Annotated in this window: 16 protein-coding genes; 10 read left to right on the top strand and 6 right to left on the bottom strand. The window is 68.9% G+C overall.

Translation table 11 applies throughout. The features are described 5' to 3' along the window. Positions 1–97: 97 nt before the first annotated feature. The 3 genes from RS85_RS04235 to RS85_RS04225 are packed head-to-tail and all read right to left on the bottom strand — an operon-like array spanning position 98 to position 3,996. On the bottom strand, positions 98–1,096 hold the full coding sequence (locus RS85_RS04235; protein WP_082087487.1) for an NUDIX hydrolase: 999 nt from the start codon (positions 1,094–1,096) through the stop codon (positions 98–100). Then, positions 1,093–3,258: an RNA degradosome polyphosphate kinase gene (locus RS85_RS04230; protein ID WP_046012177.1), complete on the bottom strand. Its 2,166-nt coding sequence runs from the start codon at positions 3,256–3,258 to the stop codon at positions 1,093–1,095. The genes RS85_RS04235 and RS85_RS04230 overlap by 4 nt, the downstream gene beginning before the upstream one ends. A gap of 51 nt (positions 3,259–3,309) precedes the next feature. Beyond that, positions 3,310–3,996: a winged helix-turn-helix transcriptional regulator gene (locus RS85_RS04225; RefSeq protein WP_046012176.1), complete on the bottom strand. Its 687-nt coding sequence runs from the start codon at positions 3,994–3,996 to the stop codon at positions 3,310–3,312. A 73-nt stretch (positions 3,997–4,069) separates the two neighbouring features. Here RS85_RS04225 and RS85_RS04220 point away from each other — a divergent pair, with 73 nt between their 5' ends. The 3 genes from RS85_RS04220 to ygfZ all read left to right on the top strand — a co-directional run bounded on the left by RS85_RS04220 (position 4,070) and on the right by ygfZ (position 6,266). Further along, positions 4,070–4,360, top strand: a complete 291-nt coding sequence (locus RS85_RS04220) for a hypothetical protein (RefSeq protein WP_046012232.1) — start codon at positions 4,070–4,072, stop codon at positions 4,358–4,360. Between the two features lie 167 nt (positions 4,361–4,527). Next, complete coding sequence (locus tag RS85_RS04210) at positions 4,528–5,130, top strand: FABP family protein (protein ID WP_046012174.1); 603 nt, start codon at positions 4,528–4,530, stop codon at positions 5,128–5,130. A 17-nt stretch (positions 5,131–5,147) separates the two neighbouring features. Continuing rightward, positions 5,148–6,266, top strand: coding sequence for a CAF17-like 4Fe-4S cluster assembly/insertion protein YgfZ (gene ygfZ / locus RS85_RS04205; protein ID WP_046012173.1), 1,119 nt, complete (start codon positions 5,148–5,150; stop codon positions 6,264–6,266). Positions 6,267–6,315: 49 nt separating this feature from the next. Here the strand turns inward: ygfZ and RS85_RS04200 are convergent, their stop codons facing one another. Continuing rightward, positions 6,316–7,143 (bottom strand): class I SAM-dependent methyltransferase, encoded by an 828-nt coding sequence (locus RS85_RS04200; protein ID WP_046012172.1) that lies wholly within the window; start codon positions 7,141–7,143, stop codon positions 6,316–6,318. Positions 7,144–7,212: 69 nt separating this feature from the next. Between RS85_RS04200 and RS85_RS04195 the strand changes: the two genes are divergently transcribed. Then, positions 7,213–7,962: a phosphoglyceromutase gene (locus tag RS85_RS04195; RefSeq protein WP_046012171.1), complete on the top strand. Its 750-nt coding sequence runs from the start codon at positions 7,213–7,215 to the stop codon at positions 7,960–7,962. Between the two features lie 63 nt (positions 7,963–8,025). Here the strand turns inward: RS85_RS04195 and phoU are convergent, their stop codons facing one another. After that, on the bottom strand, positions 8,026–8,724 hold the full coding sequence (phoU, locus tag RS85_RS04190) for a phosphate signaling complex protein PhoU (protein ID WP_046012170.1): 699 nt from the start codon (positions 8,722–8,724) through the stop codon (positions 8,026–8,028). 217 nt (positions 8,725–8,941) lie between these two features. Here phoU and RS85_RS04185 point away from each other — a divergent pair, with 217 nt between their 5' ends. Together RS85_RS04185 and RS85_RS04180 are read left to right on the top strand one after the other, a co-directional pair. Continuing rightward, complete coding sequence (locus tag RS85_RS04185) at positions 8,942–10,165, top strand: sensor histidine kinase (protein WP_046012231.1); 1,224 nt, start codon at positions 8,942–8,944, stop codon at positions 10,163–10,165. Beyond that, positions 10,162–10,845, top strand: a complete 684-nt coding sequence (locus RS85_RS04180) for a response regulator transcription factor (RefSeq protein WP_046012169.1) — start codon at positions 10,162–10,164, stop codon at positions 10,843–10,845. Before RS85_RS04185 ends, RS85_RS04180 begins: the two co-directional genes overlap by 4 nt. A 70-nt stretch (positions 10,846–10,915) precedes the next feature. Here the strand turns inward: RS85_RS04180 and RS85_RS04175 are convergent, their stop codons facing one another. Next, positions 10,916–11,461 (bottom strand): restriction endonuclease subunit M, encoded by a 546-nt coding sequence (locus RS85_RS04175; RefSeq protein WP_046012168.1) that lies wholly within the window; start codon positions 11,459–11,461, stop codon positions 10,916–10,918. Between the two features lie 135 nt (positions 11,462–11,596). Between RS85_RS04175 and RS85_RS04170 the strand changes: the two genes are divergently transcribed. The 4 genes from RS85_RS04170 (at position 11,597) to rlmB (ending at position 15,926) form a co-directional block, all read left to right on the top strand. After that, positions 11,597–12,079 carry a CarD family transcriptional regulator gene (locus tag RS85_RS04170; RefSeq protein WP_017201416.1) on the top strand — a complete coding sequence of 161 codons (483 nt, stop codon included), beginning with the start codon at positions 11,597–11,599 and terminating at the stop codon, positions 12,077–12,079. Between the two features lie 89 nt (positions 12,080–12,168). After that, complete coding sequence (gene ispD, locus RS85_RS04165) at positions 12,169–13,413, top strand: 2-C-methyl-D-erythritol 4-phosphate cytidylyltransferase (RefSeq protein ID WP_046012167.1); 1,245 nt, start codon at positions 12,169–12,171, stop codon at positions 13,411–13,413. Between the two features lie 103 nt (positions 13,414–13,516). Continuing rightward, entirely contained in the window at positions 13,517–14,920 is a 1,404-nt protein-coding gene (gene cysS / locus RS85_RS04160) for a cysteine--tRNA ligase (RefSeq protein ID WP_046012166.1), read from the top strand. Then, complete coding sequence (rlmB, locus tag RS85_RS04155) at positions 14,913–15,926, top strand: 23S rRNA (guanosine(2251)-2'-O)-methyltransferase RlmB (protein ID WP_046012165.1); 1,014 nt, start codon at positions 14,913–14,915, stop codon at positions 15,924–15,926. Before cysS ends, rlmB begins: the two co-directional genes overlap by 8 nt. Position 15,927: the final 1 nt, after the last annotated feature.

Genomic DNA, 15,927 nt, shown 5'->3' with positions numbered 1-15,927 from the left:
CGGCGGTTTACGAGACTCTCCCGCGCAGGTGAACGGGAGGTGAACGACGGACGACTCTCTGGGGTGGACCCAGGCGGCTGCTGGGGACGCGCGGGCGTCACACCTTGGGAATATGCGTCTCGATGGATATGAGGCCGGAACCGGGGTTGGTGGCCGAGAGGTGCACGACGGAGAACGCACCGGGCTCGAGGTCGGCGGCGCTGCTGAGGTACGAACCTTGGATCGTGCTCGTCGCGAGCGCGATCTCCGACAGCAGGCCGGGGAGGACAGGTCCGTGGCTGCAGAGGACCGCCGGCTTCCCGGATCGGACTCGACGGCCGACCACCGAGCGGAGGTCCGAGGTGCCGTACTCCCAGGCGTCCTGGCTGATCTTCTCCGTCGTCACGAACTTGCGGTCGAGGGCGCGGGCGAGCGGGCGGACCGTCTCGACGCATCGCACCGCGTCACTGGTCACGAGCTTGCGGGGGCCGAAGGCGCGCAGCGGACCGACGATCGACGCCGCCTGCTTCTTCCCGCGCTCGGCGAGCGGGCGTGCGGCATCCGCACCGTCCCATTCCGAACGGGAGAGCGCCTTCGCGTGGCGCAGCACGATCAGCGGGAACGTGCGCAGCACTCCGTCGTCGACGAGGTTCGTGAAGAAGTCGAGGATCTCGAGGTCGACGGGGTAGCTGAGGCGCTCCCGTGCCTTCTTCGCGCTCACCCATTCCACAGCCGCGATCTCGCGGTTGGGGACGAATGTCGACTCGCGGATGGCCGCGTCGGTCGCCTCGGCTGCCCAGTAGTGCACGACCTTCTGCTTCTGCGACGCCAGGTGGTAGCGGCTCACGCCGACGGGAACGCCCAGCGAGACCCGGATGCCGGTCTCCTCGAGGACTTCGCGCACGGCCGTCTCGGCGAGCATCTCGCCCGGGTCGACCTTGCCCTTGGGCAGCGTGACGTCGCGGTACTTCGTGCGGTGGATCAGCAGGATGCGGAGCTTGCCGTCGATCACGCGCCAGACGACGGCTCCGGCGGCGTACACCGCCTTGTCGGTCCACTTCGAGGCCGGCGGGGGCGTCCTCGCGGCGCGGCCGTGCTGCTCCTGCCCGACTGTCATCGGGAGGCCCGTGCGCGACGGCGCCGCTGGATCAACCCCATGGTCTTATCCTGCAGGTCGATGAACGGCTTGCCATCGGCGTCCTCGGCGTGGCGCGTCCACACGCCGTCGGCGCCGAGGTGCCACGAGGTGGTCCCGGCATCCATCGCCAGGTCGAAGAACGACAGCAGCTCCTTCAGGTGCGCGGGGTCGGAGACCCGCACCAGCGCCTCGACGCGGCGGTCGAGGTTGCGGTGCATCATGTCGGCGCTGCCGATGTACACCTGCGGGTCGCCGTCGTTCTCGAACGCGAAGATCCGCGAGTGCTCGAGGTAGCGGCCGAGGATGCTGCGCACCGTGATGTTGTCGCTGATCCCGTCGAGGTCCGTGCGCAGGCTGCAGATGCCGCGCACCCAGACCTCGACCTTCACGCCCGCGGCGCTCGCGCGGTAGAGCGCGTCGATGATCTCCTCGTCGACCATGGAGTTCACCTTGATGCGGATGTGCGCGGGCTTGCCGGCCTCGGCGTTCTTGCGCTCCGCGTCGATCTGGCGCACCAGGCCCTTGCGCAGGTGGAGGGGGGCGACGAGCAGCCGCTTGAACTTCTTCTCGATCGCGTATCCGCTGAGCTCGTTGAACAGTCGTGTGAGGTCCTTGCCGACCTGCGCATCAGCGGTGAACAGGCCGAAGTCCTCGTAGATGCGACTGGTCTTCGGGTTGTAGTTGCCGGTGCCGACGTGCGAGTAGTGCTGAAGCTTGCCGTCTTCCTCGCGGATCACGAGGGCGAGCTTGCAGTGGGTCTTCAGGCCCACCAGGCCGTAGACGACGTGGACACCGGCCTTCTCGAGCTTGCGCGCCCAGACGATGTTGTTCGCCTCGTCGAAACGGGCCTTCACCTCGACCAGCGCGAGCACCTGCTTGCCCGATTCGGCCGCGTCGATGAGCGCCTGCACGATCGGGCTGTCGCCGGAGGTTCGATAGAGCGTCTGCTTGATCGCGAGCACGTGCGGGTCGCGAGCGGCCTGCTCGAGGAAGGCCTGCACGCTCGTCGTGAACGACTCGTACGGGTGGTGCACGAGCACGTCGGACTTGCGGATCGCCTTGAAGATGTCGGCACGCGAGTTCGACCCCGTCGGCTGGAAGGCGACGGCCGTGGTCGGCAGGTGCGGCGGGTAGCGCAGATCGGGCCGGTCGATGCGGGAAAGGTCGAAGAGTCCCCGCAGATCAAGGATCCCCGGGAGGCGGTAGATCTCGAGATCGGTGATGTCGAGCTCGCGGACCAGCAGGTCCATCGTGACCTCGTCCATGTCGTCGGTGATCTCGAGGCGGATCGGCGGGCCGAAGCGGCGGCGTAGGAGCTCGGCCTCGAGCGCCTGGATGAGGTTCTCGCTCTCGTCCTCCTCGATCTCCACGTCTTCGTTGCGGGTGAGCCGGAAGGCGTGGTGGTCGAGCACCTCCATGCCGGGGAAGAGGTCGCCCAGGTGGTTGGCGATGAGCTCCTCGAGGCGCAGGAACCGCTTGATCTCGCCGTGACCGGGCACCTCGACGAATCGAGGGAGCATCGGCGGCACCTTGAGGCGCGCGAACTCCTGGCGGCCCGTGCGGGCATTGCGGATGCGGATCGCGAGGTTCAGCGAGAGGCCGGAGATGTACGGAAACGGGTGGGCCGGGTCGACGGCCAGGGGCATCAGCACGGGGAACACCTGCGCGCCGAAGTATTCGGAGAGCTTGGAGCGCTCGCCCTCGGTGAGCTCGGACCAGTCGGTGATCTCGATGCCGGCGTCGGCGAGGGCGGGGCGGACGAGGTCGGTCCAGGCCGCCGCGTGGCGGAGCTGCAGTGCGTGCGCCTCTCGCGAGATGTCGGCGAGCGCGTCGACGGGAGAGCGGCCGATGTTGGTGGGAACGGCGAGACCGGTCATGATGCGGCGCTTCAGCCCCGCGACACGGACCATGAAGAACTCGTCGAGGTTGCTCGCGAAGATCGCCAGGAAGTTCGCCCGTTCCAGCTCGGGCAGCGACGGATCCTCGGCGAGCTCCAGCACGCGCTGGTTGAAAGCCAGCCAGCTCAGCTCGCGGTCCAGGTACCGGTGGTCGGGAAGAAGGGCGTCCGGCGACTCGACAGCGTCGAAGTCGTCGTCTTCAGCGTCACCGAGACCTGCGTCGGTGAGAGCGGGATCGATCATGGGGTACATCTAAGCACCGCGAGGTGACGCGCGTGTGAACGGAGCGAGCCGTCAGAGGCTGGCAGCCGCCACGGTCTCGTCCTCGTAGACGTTGAACCGGTAGCCGACGTTGCGCACCGTGCCGATGATCTGTTCCTGGTCTCCGAGCTTCGCGCGGAGGCGCCGCACGTGCACGTCGACGGTGCGGGTACCGCCGAAGTAGTCGTATCCCCAGACTTCGCTGAGCAGCTGCTCACGGGTGAAGACGCGAGACGGGTGGGTCGCGAGGAAGTGCAGCAGCTGAAACTCCTTGTAGGTGAGGTCCAGCGGCTTGCCCCGCAGCTTGGCGGAGTACGACTGCTCGTCGATCGTGACGCCGGATGCTTGCACCCGAGAGGGTTCCGCAACCTCATCCCGGCGGGCGAGCCCGAGTCGGACGCGCGCGTCGATCTCGGCGGGGCCTGCGGTGGAGAGCAGGACGTCGTCGATGCCCCAGTCGCCGGACAGCGCGCTCATGCCGCCCTCCGTGACGACCAGGAGGAGCGGGGCATCCTGGCCGGTGGCACGCAGCAGCCGGCAGAGAGACTTCGCTCCGACGAGGTCGTGCCGGCCGTCGACGACCACGACGTCGTAGTCCGGCGCGCTCACGAGCTGCGCCGGTTCCGCCGGGATCTGGCGGACGCGGTGACTGAGCAGTTCGAGGGCGGGCAGGACCTGCTCCGTCAGCGGAGCGTTGGTCAGAACCAGCACCAGGGCCACGCGCACTCCTCACCGGCGCGGGGGTCGACGCCGTGCCGCCATGATACCGGCAGGGATGCGCAACAATGGAGTCATGTCCGAACCAGCCCTCGCACCGCGTAATGCTCTCGTCGGCGTGGTCGTCGTCTGGGCGACCGCCTTCGTCGCGACGGTGGCCGTCGGCATCTTCGTGGCTGAGGAATGGCGGGTGCCCTGGATGCTGGTCGTCTTCGGCGGCATCGTGCTCCTCTCGTTCGCCGTGCAGCTCTGGTACGGGCACACGCAGGGGTTCATCTTCCGCGTCGCGAGCAGCGTGACAGGCGCGCTGCTGCTCATGGGGCTCATCTCGATCGGCTTCGGCATCGCCGCTCTGCTGCCCTCCTGAGGGTCGCGGCCGAGCCGGGTGGCCGCCCTGCGCGGTATGGTGGAGGCATGGATCTCATGGCGCTCGAAATCTTCTACATCGGCCTGCTGGGCCTCGCGAGCCTCGCTATCGTCTTCGTCTCGGCAGTGGTGCTGCGCAACCTCTTCCGCGGCCAGCGCTGACGCATCGTGATCGAACTCCCCACCGACCTCCCCGCCGACCTCGCCCCGCTCGCGTGGCTGATCGGCGTGTGGGAGGGATCCGGCGTCATCGACTATCCCGTCGGCGACGAGCGCCTGCAGGGTGAGTTCGCCCAGCGGATCAGCTTCAGTCATGACGGCGGGCCGTTCCTCAATTACTCGTCGACCGCGACCTTCACCGGGGAAGATCAGGCGGTGTCCATCCCGCTGACCGCCGAGACCGGTTTCTGGCGTCTCGCTCGCCCGGCGACGGCGGCCGACGCCGGACCCGCATTGCTGCCGCCGCAAGCGTCGACCGTCACCCGTACAGCCGATGACGTCGAGGCACTCCGCGGCGAGAACGGCGGATTCCCCATCGAAGTCTCCCTCGCGCACTCCGACGGGATGCTGGAGTTCTACGTCGGCCAGATCGACGGCCCCCGCGTCGACATCTCGTCGGACGCCGTCGTCCGCTCCGCCGGCACGAAGGAGTACGGCGCGGCCTCGCGCATGTACGGCCTCGTCGACGCGCACCTTCTCTGGGCGTGGGACATCGCGGCCCTGGGTACTCCGCTGCGGGCGCACGCCTCCGCGCGACTGGCCAAGGTCTGAGACGGGCGGCATCCGGCATGAGTCTGTTCGAAAGTCTTCCCGGAGCCGTGGCAGGTGAGCACGGAGTCGCGCACCTCGGCGATCCGGTCCGTGAACAGCGCCGTCTCGCCGCGGGTGACGCCGTCGTCGAGCTCGCTGACCGCACGGTCATCGAGGTCGCGGGTCCAGAGCGACTCGGCTGGCTCGACTCGATCACCTCGCAGTCGGTCGGGCGCCTCACCGCGGGCGACAGCACCGAACTGCTGGTCCTCGACCCGCAGGGCCGCGTCGAACACGCCGCCGGCGTCGTGGACGACGGCACCTCGACCTGGCTGATCGCGGACGCGGCGGATGCCGATGCTCTCGCGACCTGGTTGACGCGGATGAAGTTCCGCACGCACGCGACCGTCGACGTGCGGCCCGACCTCGTGCTGATCGGCTTCGTCGACGGCGGCTCGGCCGCTCGCGCGGTGCACACGGCCGCGGCGGCACAGGAACGCTTCCCACTCGTGTGGGAAGACCCCTGGCAGCAGGTTGCACTCGGCGGTCACCAGTACGCCGAGGTCGTCGACCACCCGGGTACCGCTCTCGCCTGGCGCGTGGCGATCCTCTCGCCGGATGCCGCGGCAGAACTGTCGGCCGCGCTCGATCCCGACTCCGTCGCAGGTCTCCTCGCGGCCGAAGCGCTCAGGATCGCGGCCTGGCGTCCGCGGTGGGCCGCCGAGGTGGACGACAGGTCGCTCCCGCATGAGTCCGACTGGATCCGCACGGCCGTGCACCTGAGCAAGGGGTGCTACCGCGGCCAGGAGACCGTCGCCAAGGTGCACAACCTCGGTCACCCGCCGCGCCGCCTCGCCGCCCTGCAGCTCGACGGCAGCGATGCCGTGCTGCCGGAACCGGGTTCCCCCGTGTTCGCGGGCGACGATGAGATCGGTCACGTGACGTCGGTCGCCCGCCATCACGAAGACGGTCCCATCGCCCTCGCGATCCTCGCCCGTCGCGCGCCGACCGGCGATCTGACCGTGCGCGCCGACGGGATCGACATCGCCGCCGCGCAGCAGGTGATCGTCCCCGCGGATGCCGGGGCCACCGCCGACATCCCGCGTCTCACCCGACTGTCGCGACGACCGTCCGCTCCGGATCCCCGCGACGCATAGACGTCTCGTCTCGCTTCGCTCGCTCGACGACCGGGGGGGGCCGCGCCGATCAGCTTTCGGCGGGAGCGACCGCGCCCCAGGGCAGAGTCAGCTCGCCCAGTCGCCATCGCGTGCGCCCGCCGATCACCGGCCAGCCCTGGTCCCGCAGCGCCGTGACCGCCGCGAGGAAGCGCTGCGTGGCGCCGAACGTCATGAGCGGCGCCGCCCGCGCCCATTCGCGGTCGAGGTCGACCAGCAACTCGTGGACCCGTTCGCCAGGGACGTTGCGATGGATGAGCGCCTTCGGCAACCGCTCCGCCACGATGTGCGGGTGTTCTAGCTCGGCGAGGCGCAGCGAGATCGTGAAGCGCACCGGTGCGCCGTCGCGCTGCACGTCGACCCAGCTCGCCACGCGTCCGTTCTCGTCGCAGGTGCCCTCCACGAGGAGACCGTCGGGAGCCAGTCGCGCGGCCATCGTCCGCCAGGCTGCGGGCACGTCCTCCTCGTCGTACTGGCGGAGCACGTTCATCGCCCGGATCACGGCCGGCCGTCGGCCGTCGGGCAGGGGCACCTCGAACCCGCCCCGCGCGAACGAGACCCGGAGATCGGCGGGAAAAGGGGTGCGACCCGCGCGCACCTCCGCGAGCTGTGCGTCGGCGGTCGCGACGCGCACCGGATCGATCTCGAGGCCTCGCACCTCGGCATCCGGCCGGGTGCGTCGCAGGCGCGCGCTCAGCTCGAGAGCGGTGACTCCGCTCGCGCCGTAGCCGAGATCGACCACGAGCGGATCGACGGCGCGTCGGAACACCGGGCTCGCCGCGATCCATCGGTCGTTGCGACGCAAGCGGTTCGTCCCGGTCGTGCCGCGCGTCGGCCGACCGAGGGGAGATGACGCCATGCGTCCATCCTCTCGCTCTGAGGCGCCCGCAGACCAATCCGAAGCGGCGGTCACGGATAAACTGACGGCATGACTGCGACGCGCACACTGATCCTGCTCCGCCACGGCCGGAGCGAGTGGAACGAACTGAACCTGTTCACCGGGTGGGTGGACGTCCGCCTGAACGAGCAGGGCGTCAAGGAAGCCCGTCGGGGCGGCGAGCTGCTCGCCGAGGCCGGCATCCTCCCCGACGTGCTGCACACCTCGCTGCTGAGCCGCGCGATCCAGACTGCGAACATCGCGCTGGACGCCGCTGACCGCCTCTGGATCCCGGTCACCCGTTCCTGGCGTCTCAACGAGCGCCACTACGGTGCGCTTCAGGGCAAGGACAAGGCACAGACCCTGGAGGAGTTCGGCCCCGAGCAGTTCCAGCTGTGGCGCCGCTCGTTCGACGTGCCGCCGCCCGTGCTCGACGACGACAGCGAGTTCAGCCAGGTGAACGACGCGCGGTATGCCGGCATCGACGGCGAGGTGCCCCGCACCGAGTCGCTGAAGCTCGTGATCGACCGCCTGCTGCCGTACTGGGACAGCGCGATCGTTCCCGACCTCGAAGCGGGCAAGACCGTGCTCGTGACCGCGCACGGCAACTCGCTGCGCGGCCTCGTGAAGCACCTGGAGGGCATCAGCGACGACGACATCGCCGAACTCAACATCCCGACCGGCATCCCCCTGGTGTACGAGCTGGACGAGAACAACGTTCCGACCGGCCCCGGACGCTACCTCGACCCGGAGGCCGCTGCCGCAGGCGCCGCCGCCGTGGCCGCGCAGGGCAAGAAGTAGGTCCTCGGACACAGAGAAGGGGCGGATGCCGACAGCATCCGCCCCTTCGTCGTTCTCGGTCGGTCAGGCGTGACCGAGCTCCTGCTGCTGTTCGACCGCGAGGGCGATCTCGGCCTCGGACACCTGCCAGTCGCCCGTGGCGAGGTAGACCATCTTCTTGGCGACCGCGACCGCGTGGTCGGCGAAGCGCTCATGGTACCGGCTGGCCAGCGTGGCGTCGACGGTGGCCGTGGCCTCGCCCTTCCAGTTGTCGCTGAGCACCTTCTCGAAGACGCTCGCGTGCAGCTCGTCGACGTCGTCGTCCGCGTTGCGGATGGCGTCGGCGAGACGGAGGTCGCCGGTGCGGAGCAGCTCGGACAGGGTGCGCGCGACCTCGACATCGAGCTCGCCCATCTTCACGAACGTGCCCTTGAGGCCCTTCGGGATGGCGCGTTCGGGGAAGCGGAGACGGGCCAGCTGGGCGATGTGCTCGGCCATGTCGCCCATCCGCTCGATGGAAGCGCTCGCCCGCAGGGCGATCACGACGATGCGCAGATCGCGGGCGACGGGCTGCTGGCGAGCGAGGATCTCGATGGCCTGCTCGTCGAGGGTGGCGGCCAGAGCGTCGATCTTGGCGTCGTCGGCGATGACTTCTTCCGCCAACGCCACATCGCTGGTCGCGAAGGCGCGCGTCGCCTTGTCGATCGCGACGGTGACGAGGTCCGCGATCTCGACGAGGCGGCTCTGCAGGTCCTCGAGGGACTGGTGGAAGACTTCGCGCATGGTGGGGCGCACCTTTCATTCGGATCTCGGCTGTGAAGACGGCGCGAGACGGCGGTTCGTCCGCACGGAGCAGGTCTGCGCTCCCGCACAGGCCCGAGAAGATTGTGTGCTCCGAAGGTTAACGAACGGTGCCCAGCATGTGAATAGTACTTCTCGCGTTACCGTCAGGCCGCAGAAACTCGCCGAAACAGCGGTGAACGCACTCTACGCTGGTGTCATGACCCTGCCGCAGCTCGCGCTGTCTTCACTCGCCATCGGGCTGGTGATCGGCATCGGCCTCTCCCTCCTCGTGGTGTGGGCCTACCGGGCCCGCGCGCGTGCCGAGGAGGAGACCTCGCTCGAGATCCCGGCCGGCATCAACGACGTGCTCGGCAGCATGGACGACGCGGCATGCGTCGTCGATTCGTCTGGTCTCGTCCTCGCGACCTCGCACGCCGCGACGCGCTTCGGCATCGAGGTCGGCTCGGCGCTCGACAACCCCGAGCTGCGCCAGCTCGTCCGCGGTGTCAAGACCGCGGGCGGCTCCAAGACCGAATCCTTCCGGATCACGCGGGGAGGGCTCAGCCTCGATCCCCGGCTCGTCTCGGCTCGCGCGAGCGTGATCGGCGCACGCCTCGTGCTGCTGATCATCCGCGACGTGACCGAGCAGGAGCGTCTGGATCAGATGCGCCGCGACTTCGTCGCGAACACGAGCCACGAGCTGAAGACCCCGGTCGGCGCGGTCAGCCTCCTCGCCGAGGCCATCGAGTCGGCGGCCGACGACCCCGCGCAGGTGCGGATCTTCGCCGCGCGCATCTCCGCCGAGGCGGGCCGCCTCGGTCAGCTCACCGGCCGCATCATGAGTCTGTCGCGGCTGCAGGCCGAGGACGGCCTGACGGAGGTCGGCCCGGTGTCGATCGACGAGGTCGTCGCCTCCTCCATCGAGGCGCACGTCGTTCAGGCGGACTCCGCCGGTGTGGAACTCGCCCGGGGCGGCGACCGCGGGGTCTGGGTGCGCGGTGATTCGCAGATCCTGGTCGAGGCGGTCGGCAACCTGATCGCCAATGCGATCGTGTATTCGCCTCGCGGGTCGCGCGTGGGTGTGGGCGTGAAGGCGGACGGCGACGTGGTCGAGATCGCTGTCTCCGATCAGGGGATCGGCATCGCCGAAGCCGATCGCGAGCGCATCTTCGAACGCTTCTACCGCGCCGATGAAGCCCGCTCGCGGCGTACCGGCGGCACCGGTCTCGGACTGTCGATCGTCAAGCACGCGATCCAGCGCCATGGCGGCGAGGTGCGCCTGTGGTCCCGACCCGGGCGCGGATCGACCTTCACGATCCGGCTTCCCCGGATCGACACCCCCGGGCACGCCGACCCGGACAAGAAGAGCAAGAAGAAGCGCGCGCGCAAGGCGGCCAAAGCCGCTGCATCCGCCCGCGTTCGAAACGGAGAGAGAGCATGACCCGCATCCTTCTGGTCGAAGACGAGCCCGACCTCGCCGACCCGCTCGCCTACCTGCTGCGCCGCGAAGGATACGAGGTGGAGATCGCCGAAGACGGACCGGGCGCACTCACCGCCTTCCGCGAGCGGGGCGCCGACATCGTGCTCCTCGATCTGATGCTGCCGGGGATGCCGGGCACGGAGGTCTGCCGGCAGATCCGCTCCACCTCCGCCGTGCCGATCATCATGCTCACGGCCAAGGACTCCGAGGTGGACATCGTGGTGGGCCTCGAGCTGGGTGCCGACGACTACATCACCAAGCCCTACTCCTCGCGCGAGCTGCTCGCCCGCATGCGGGCCGTACTCCGACGGGTCGTTCAGGCCGACAGCGAGATCGATGAGCGGGTGCTCGACGGCGGCCGTGTCTCGCTGGACATCGATCGCCACACCGTCTCGGTCGCCGGGGCCCAGATCAACATGCCGCTCAAGGAGTTCGAGCTGCTCGAGGTGCTCATGCGCAATTCTGGCCGCGTGCTCACCCGCGGCCAGCTCATCGACCGGGTGTGGGGGAGCGACTACTTCGGCGACACGAAGACCCTCGACGTGCACATCAAGCGCATCCGGTCCCGCATCGAGGAGAACCCGAGCGAGCCCGTGATGCTCGTGACGGTGCGGGGCCTCGGATACCGTTTCGAGGGCTGAGCGCAGACAGATGAGAAGAGGCCGGCCCCCGTCGTGGGGTGCCGGCCTCTCTCGTCGCGTCTGTGACGGATCAGTCTTCGGGGGCAGGTGCCGCGGTGTCCGTCGGCGTCGGCGTGGGCGTCGGCTGCGGCGCGCGCTCGCTCACGTCGGGCACCAGGTCGGCGTAGTAGGGGAGGGTGCCGTCGAGGACGGGCACCTCGGTCTTGACGCCCGTGGAGTCGCCCGACTGGAAGTGGATCTCGACGGTCGCGCCGGGCTTGGTGTCGAGATCGACGATGCGCAAGGGCTCCTCGCCGTCTTCGGCGCCGAGACTCTTCGTGCTCTCGGCGGGGACGGTGATCGTGAGCGGGTCGATTCCTGCGAGGGCGATCGTCAGCGTGGCCTTCTCGTCGGTCGGATTCACGATGGCGCCGACGAAATTGCCGACCGAGCCGTCTTCGGTGGCGACGATGAAGGCGTTGCGGACGTCGAGGGGGCCGTCAGCGTCCGACACGTTCACGCCGTCGGACGCGGAGTACTCGATCGTCGTGGCCTGGGGTGAGATGAAGGTGCACCCCGTCGCGCCGAGCAGAACGAGGGCGCTGATGGCGGCAGACGCGGCAAGGCGCGATTTCACGGGTCCTCCTGAGGTCCGGCGGGATATCCGCAACCATTCTACGGGTATGCGGCCGGAGCCTTCGGGACGCCGAGGCGCGAACCTTAGCGCATATTCGCTGTGGTATCCTTGAGGTTGCCGAAAGGACACGTTTTTATGCTTTTTGAGGTTGGCGAGACAGTCGTCTATCCGCACCATGGCGCCGCGACCATCATCGAGGTCAAGGAACGCATCATCAAGGGTGAGGCGAAGAAATATCTGAAGCTCAACGTCACGCAGGGAGACCTCATCATCGAGGTTCCCGCTGAGAATGTCGACCTGGTCGGCGTTCGCGACGTGATCGGCAAGGAGGGCCTCGACCATGTGTTCGAGGTGCTGCGTGCGCCGTTCACGGAAGAGCCGACCAACTGGTCGCGTCGTTACAAGGCGAACCTCGAGAAGCTCGCCTCCGGCGATGTCATCAAGGTGAGCGAGGTCGTGCGCGATCTGTGGCGTCGTGACCAGGACCGCGGGCTCTCCGCGGGTGAGAAGCGGATGCTGGCGAAGGCTCGCCAGATCCTCATCTCCGAGCTCGCGCTGGCCGAGAAGACCGACGAGGACAAGGCGGGCGCTCTGCTCGACGAGGTCCTCGCTTCCTGAGCGTGCTGCAGATCTGAGAATCGATCGAAGGGGCGGATGCTGCGGCATCCGCCCCTTCGTCGTCCCCGGCCACGCGGTAGCGTGAGACGGTGACTCTGCTCCCCGTTCCTCACACCGCGATCATCGTCGTCGCCGCAGGTTCCGGCACCCGCCTCGACGCCGGAGCGCCGAAGGCGCTGGTCGGCATCGATGCGCACTCGATCCTGCGCCATGCGCTCGACGGCGTCTTCGCTGCTGCGCCCGCCCAGGTGATCGTCGTGGCGCCCGCGGGACACGAGGGCGATGCCGAGGCCGAACTGGACGCTGCTGCGGGGGACAGGCGCGACCTCGGTCGCGTCGTCGCCGGCGGCGCCACGCGTCAGCAGTCCGTCGCCGCGGGACTCGCTGCCCTCTGGGGCGACGTGACGACGGTGCTCGTGCACGACGCCGCACGAGCGCTCATGCCGTCGGCCCAGATCGACGCGGTCGCGGCGGCGGTGACGGCCGACACGGGGGTCATCCCCGCGCTCCCCGTGGTCGACACGCTCAAGAGGGTGGACGCCGACGACACGGTCGTCGGGCCGGTCGACCGGTCGGAACTGGCCGCCGCGCAGACCCCGCAGGGCTTCCCGCGGGTGCTCCTGGAGGAGGCATACGCCGCCGCGCTCGCTTCCGGGGTCGAATACACCGACGATGCGGCGCTGTTCGCGGCATCCGGCCATCGGGTCATCCGTGTCGACGGCTCAGCCCGAGCGTTCAAGATCACCACTCCCGACGATCTCGAGCGCGCGCGGCATCTTCTCGGCGCGTCCGGGACCTCCTCCGCCACCTCGGCGCCGACCGGCATCCGCCCCGTGACGCCGATCCGGATGCCGCGTATCGGCATCGGAACCGACGTGCACGCGTTCGGCGGCGAGGGTGACCTCTGGCTCGCCGGCCTCGAATGGCCGGGGGAGCAGGCGCTGTCCGGACACTCCGACGGCGACGCGGTCGCGCATGCGATCGTGGACGCCCTCCTCGGCGCCGCCGGCCTCGGTGACATCGGCGAGCACTTCGGCACCGCGCATCCGGAGTATGCCGGAGCGCACGCCGAGGTCTTCCTCGGGCGTACCCGTGAACTGCTGGCGGAAGCCGGATTCTCGATCGGAAACGTCTCGGTGCAGTTCCAGGGGAACCGCCCGCGCTTCAGCGCACGCCGGGGCGAGGCGGAAGCAGTGCTGTCTGGGGCTCTCGACGGGGCGCCTGTGTCGGTCACGGCTACGACGACCGACGGCCTCGGGTTCCCGGGTCGGGGTGAGGGCATCGCGGTGACTGCGGTCGCCTTGGTCGTACCTGACGATTCGCGGACCGTATGACGTTTCGCGGAGTAGTCCGCGCGATCCGTCCGCGATTCGTCACATGATCCGCGATTCGTCGGAGCCCGACGGCCGTTCAGCCGCGCCCGAGTAGGCTTGAGCGGTGACACTCCGCCTCTACGACACCCGCGCACAGCAGCTGCGCGACTTCGTGCCTCTCGATCCCGAGAACGTCACGATGTACGTCTGCGGACCCACGGTGCAGTCCGGCCCCCACATCGGCCACGTTCGTGCGGCGCTCAGCTTCGATCTGCTGCGGCGCTGGCTCGCACACCGGTACGGCCGGGTCACCTTCGTGCGGAATGTCACCGACATCGACGACAAGGTTCTGGCCAACGCGACGGATGCCGAGCCGTGGTGGGCGCTCGCCTACCGGATGGAGCAGGAATTCACGGCCGCATATGCCGGTGTCGGCATTCAGTCTCCGACGTACGAGCCGCGGGCGACGGCATCCGTGCCGCAGATGCAGGAGATGATCACCACGCTCATCGAGAGTGGTCACGCCTACCCTGCTCCCGACGGCTCCGGCGACGTGTACTTCGACGTCCGCTCCTGGCCGACCTACGGCGAGCTCACCAACCAGTCGATCGACGCGATGGAGGCCGCGGAGGACGCGGACCCCCGGGGCAAACGCAACCCTCAGGACTTCGCGCTCTGGAAGGGCACGAAGCCCGAAGAGCCGGCCGACGCGACCTGGACCTCGCCCTGGGGCCTCGGGCGCCCCGGTTGGCACATCGAGTGCTCTGCGATGTCGAAGCGCTACCTCGGCGCCGAGTTCGACATCCATGGCGGTGGTCTCGATCTGCGCTTCCCCCACCACGAGAACGAACTCGCCCAGTCGACCGCGGCCGGCGACGCGTTCGCCCGTTACTGGGTGCACAACGGCCTGGTGACCGTCGACGGGCAGAAGATGTCGAAGTCGCTCGGCAACTTCACCCTCGCCGCCGACGTCCTCGCGCAGTACGAGCCGCTCGTCGTGCGCTACGCGCTCGCCTCCGCGCACTACCGCTCGAGCCTCGACCTCACCGAATCGTCGTGGAGTGAAGCGGATGCTGCGCTCGGACGCATCGCCACCTTCATCGCCCGGGTCCGTCGGTCGCTCCCCGGCGCTCCGGAGGAGTCGCAGTTCGGCGGGGTCCCCGAGGCCTTCGCGGCCGCGATGGACGACGACCTCGGCGTTCCTCAGGCGCTCGCCGTGCTGCACGAGTCCGTGCGACGCGGCAACACGGCGATCGACGCAGACGATCACGAGGAAGCATGGCGCGCATTCGTCCAGGTCGACGCGATGGTGCGTCTGCTCGGATTCGACGAACTCATGGGCAGCGGCGGAGACCTCGCCGAGCACCGGACGCTGGACGCCCTCGTCCAGACGATGATCACCCAGCGCGCCCAGGCGCGCGCAGACAAGGACTGGGCGGCCGCGGATCGCATCCGTGACGCGATCGCCGCCGCAGGAATCACGCTGGAGGACACTCCGGCCGGAACTCATTGGAGTATCGATGGTTAAGCCACAGCGCCCCGGCGCGAACAAGGGAAACAAGAAGGGCCCGACCAAGGGCACCGGCGGACTCGGACGCAAGGCGCTCGAGGGCCGCGGGCCGACCCCGAAGGCCGAGGATCGCGCCTGGCACCCGGCGGGCAAGCGCAAGGCTGCTGCCGAGCGCTATGCAGCGTCCGGCGGCAAGGGCAAGCCCAACCAGCGGCAGGCCGCAGGCGGCAACCCGAACCGGTCCGCGCGGGCCAAGGACAACACCTCCGAGGCCGAGACGGTCACCGGGCGCAACTCGGTGCTCGAGGCGCTCCGCGCCAAGATCCCGGCGACCGCGTTCCACATCGCGCAGCGCGTCGAGATGGACGACCGCGTCAAGGAGATGCTGTCGATCGCGACGAACCGCGGCATCCCGGTGATGGAGGTAACGCGCCAGGAGCTCGACCGCATGGCCGGCTTCGACGGCGTGCACCAGGGCGTCGCCATCAAGGTGCCGCCGTACGAGTACGCGCACCCTCAGGATCTGCTGGAGCAGGCGATCGATCGTGGCCAGGTGCCGCTGTTCGTCGCCCTCGACGGCATCACGGATCCGCGGAACCTCGGAGCGGTCATCCGCTCGGCGGCGGCCTTCGGCGCCCACGGCGTGATCCTGCCGCAGCGTCGCTCGGCGGGCGTCAACTCGGCCGTCTGGAAGACCAGTGCGGGCGCGGTCGCCCGGACCCCCGTCGCACTGGCGACGAACCTGACCACGCAGCTCAAGGAATTCAAGAAGCAGGGCGTCTTCATCCTCGGGCTCGCCGGCGACGGAGATGTGTCGCTCCCGGACCTGCAGCTCGCCGATCGCCCCGTCGTGATCGTCGCGGGTTCCGAGGGCAAGGGCCTCTCGCGTCTGGTGCGCGAGACCTGCGATCAGATCGTCTCGATCCCGATCTCCGCGTCCACCGAGTCGCTGAACGCCGGAATCGCGACCTCCGTCGCGCTGTACCAAGTGGCCACCGTCCGCGGTACGAAGAAGAAGTCCTAGG

Origin of the sequence: Microbacterium sp. SA39, from assembly GCF_000967865.1 — a bacterium.
In the GTDB taxonomy this organism is placed as follows: Bacteria; Actinomycetota; Actinomycetes; order Actinomycetales; family Microbacteriaceae; genus Microbacterium.
Note: the sequence above shows the minus strand (reverse complement) of the source record. Positions and strands in the feature narration are given on the sequence as shown.

Excerpts from the sequence above, each read along its gene's own strand:
- RS85_RS04235 (WP_082087487.1), bottom strand. The coding sequence starts at position 1,096 with ATGACAGTCGGGCAGGAGCAGCACGGCCGCGCCGCGAGGACGCCCCCG.
- RS85_RS04230 (WP_046012177.1), bottom strand. The coding sequence starts at position 3,258 with ATGATCGATCCCGCTCTCACCGACGCAGGTCTCGGTGACGCTGAAGAC.
- RS85_RS04220 (WP_046012232.1), top strand. The coding sequence starts at position 4,070 with ATGTCCGAACCAGCCCTCGCACCGCGTAATGCTCTCGTCGGCGTGGTC.
- ygfZ (WP_046012173.1), top strand. The coding sequence starts at position 5,148 with ATGAGTCTGTTCGAAAGTCTTCCCGGAGCCGTGGCAGGTGAGCACGGA.
- RS85_RS04200 (WP_046012172.1), bottom strand. The coding sequence starts at position 7,143 with ATGGCGTCATCTCCCCTCGGTCGGCCGACGCGCGGCACGACCGGGACG.
- RS85_RS04195 (WP_046012171.1), top strand. The coding sequence starts at position 7,213 with ATGACTGCGACGCGCACACTGATCCTGCTCCGCCACGGCCGGAGCGAG.
- phoU (WP_046012170.1), bottom strand. The coding sequence starts at position 8,724 with ATGCGCGAAGTCTTCCACCAGTCCCTCGAGGACCTGCAGAGCCGCCTC.
- RS85_RS04185 (WP_046012231.1), top strand. The coding sequence starts at position 8,942 with ATGACCCTGCCGCAGCTCGCGCTGTCTTCACTCGCCATCGGGCTGGTG.
- RS85_RS04180 (WP_046012169.1), top strand. The coding sequence starts at position 10,162 with ATGACCCGCATCCTTCTGGTCGAAGACGAGCCCGACCTCGCCGACCCG.
- RS85_RS04170 (WP_017201416.1), top strand. The coding sequence starts at position 11,597 with ATGCTTTTTGAGGTTGGCGAGACAGTCGTCTATCCGCACCATGGCGCC.
- rlmB (WP_046012165.1), top strand. The coding sequence starts at position 14,913 with ATGGTTAAGCCACAGCGCCCCGGCGCGAACAAGGGAAACAAGAAGGGC.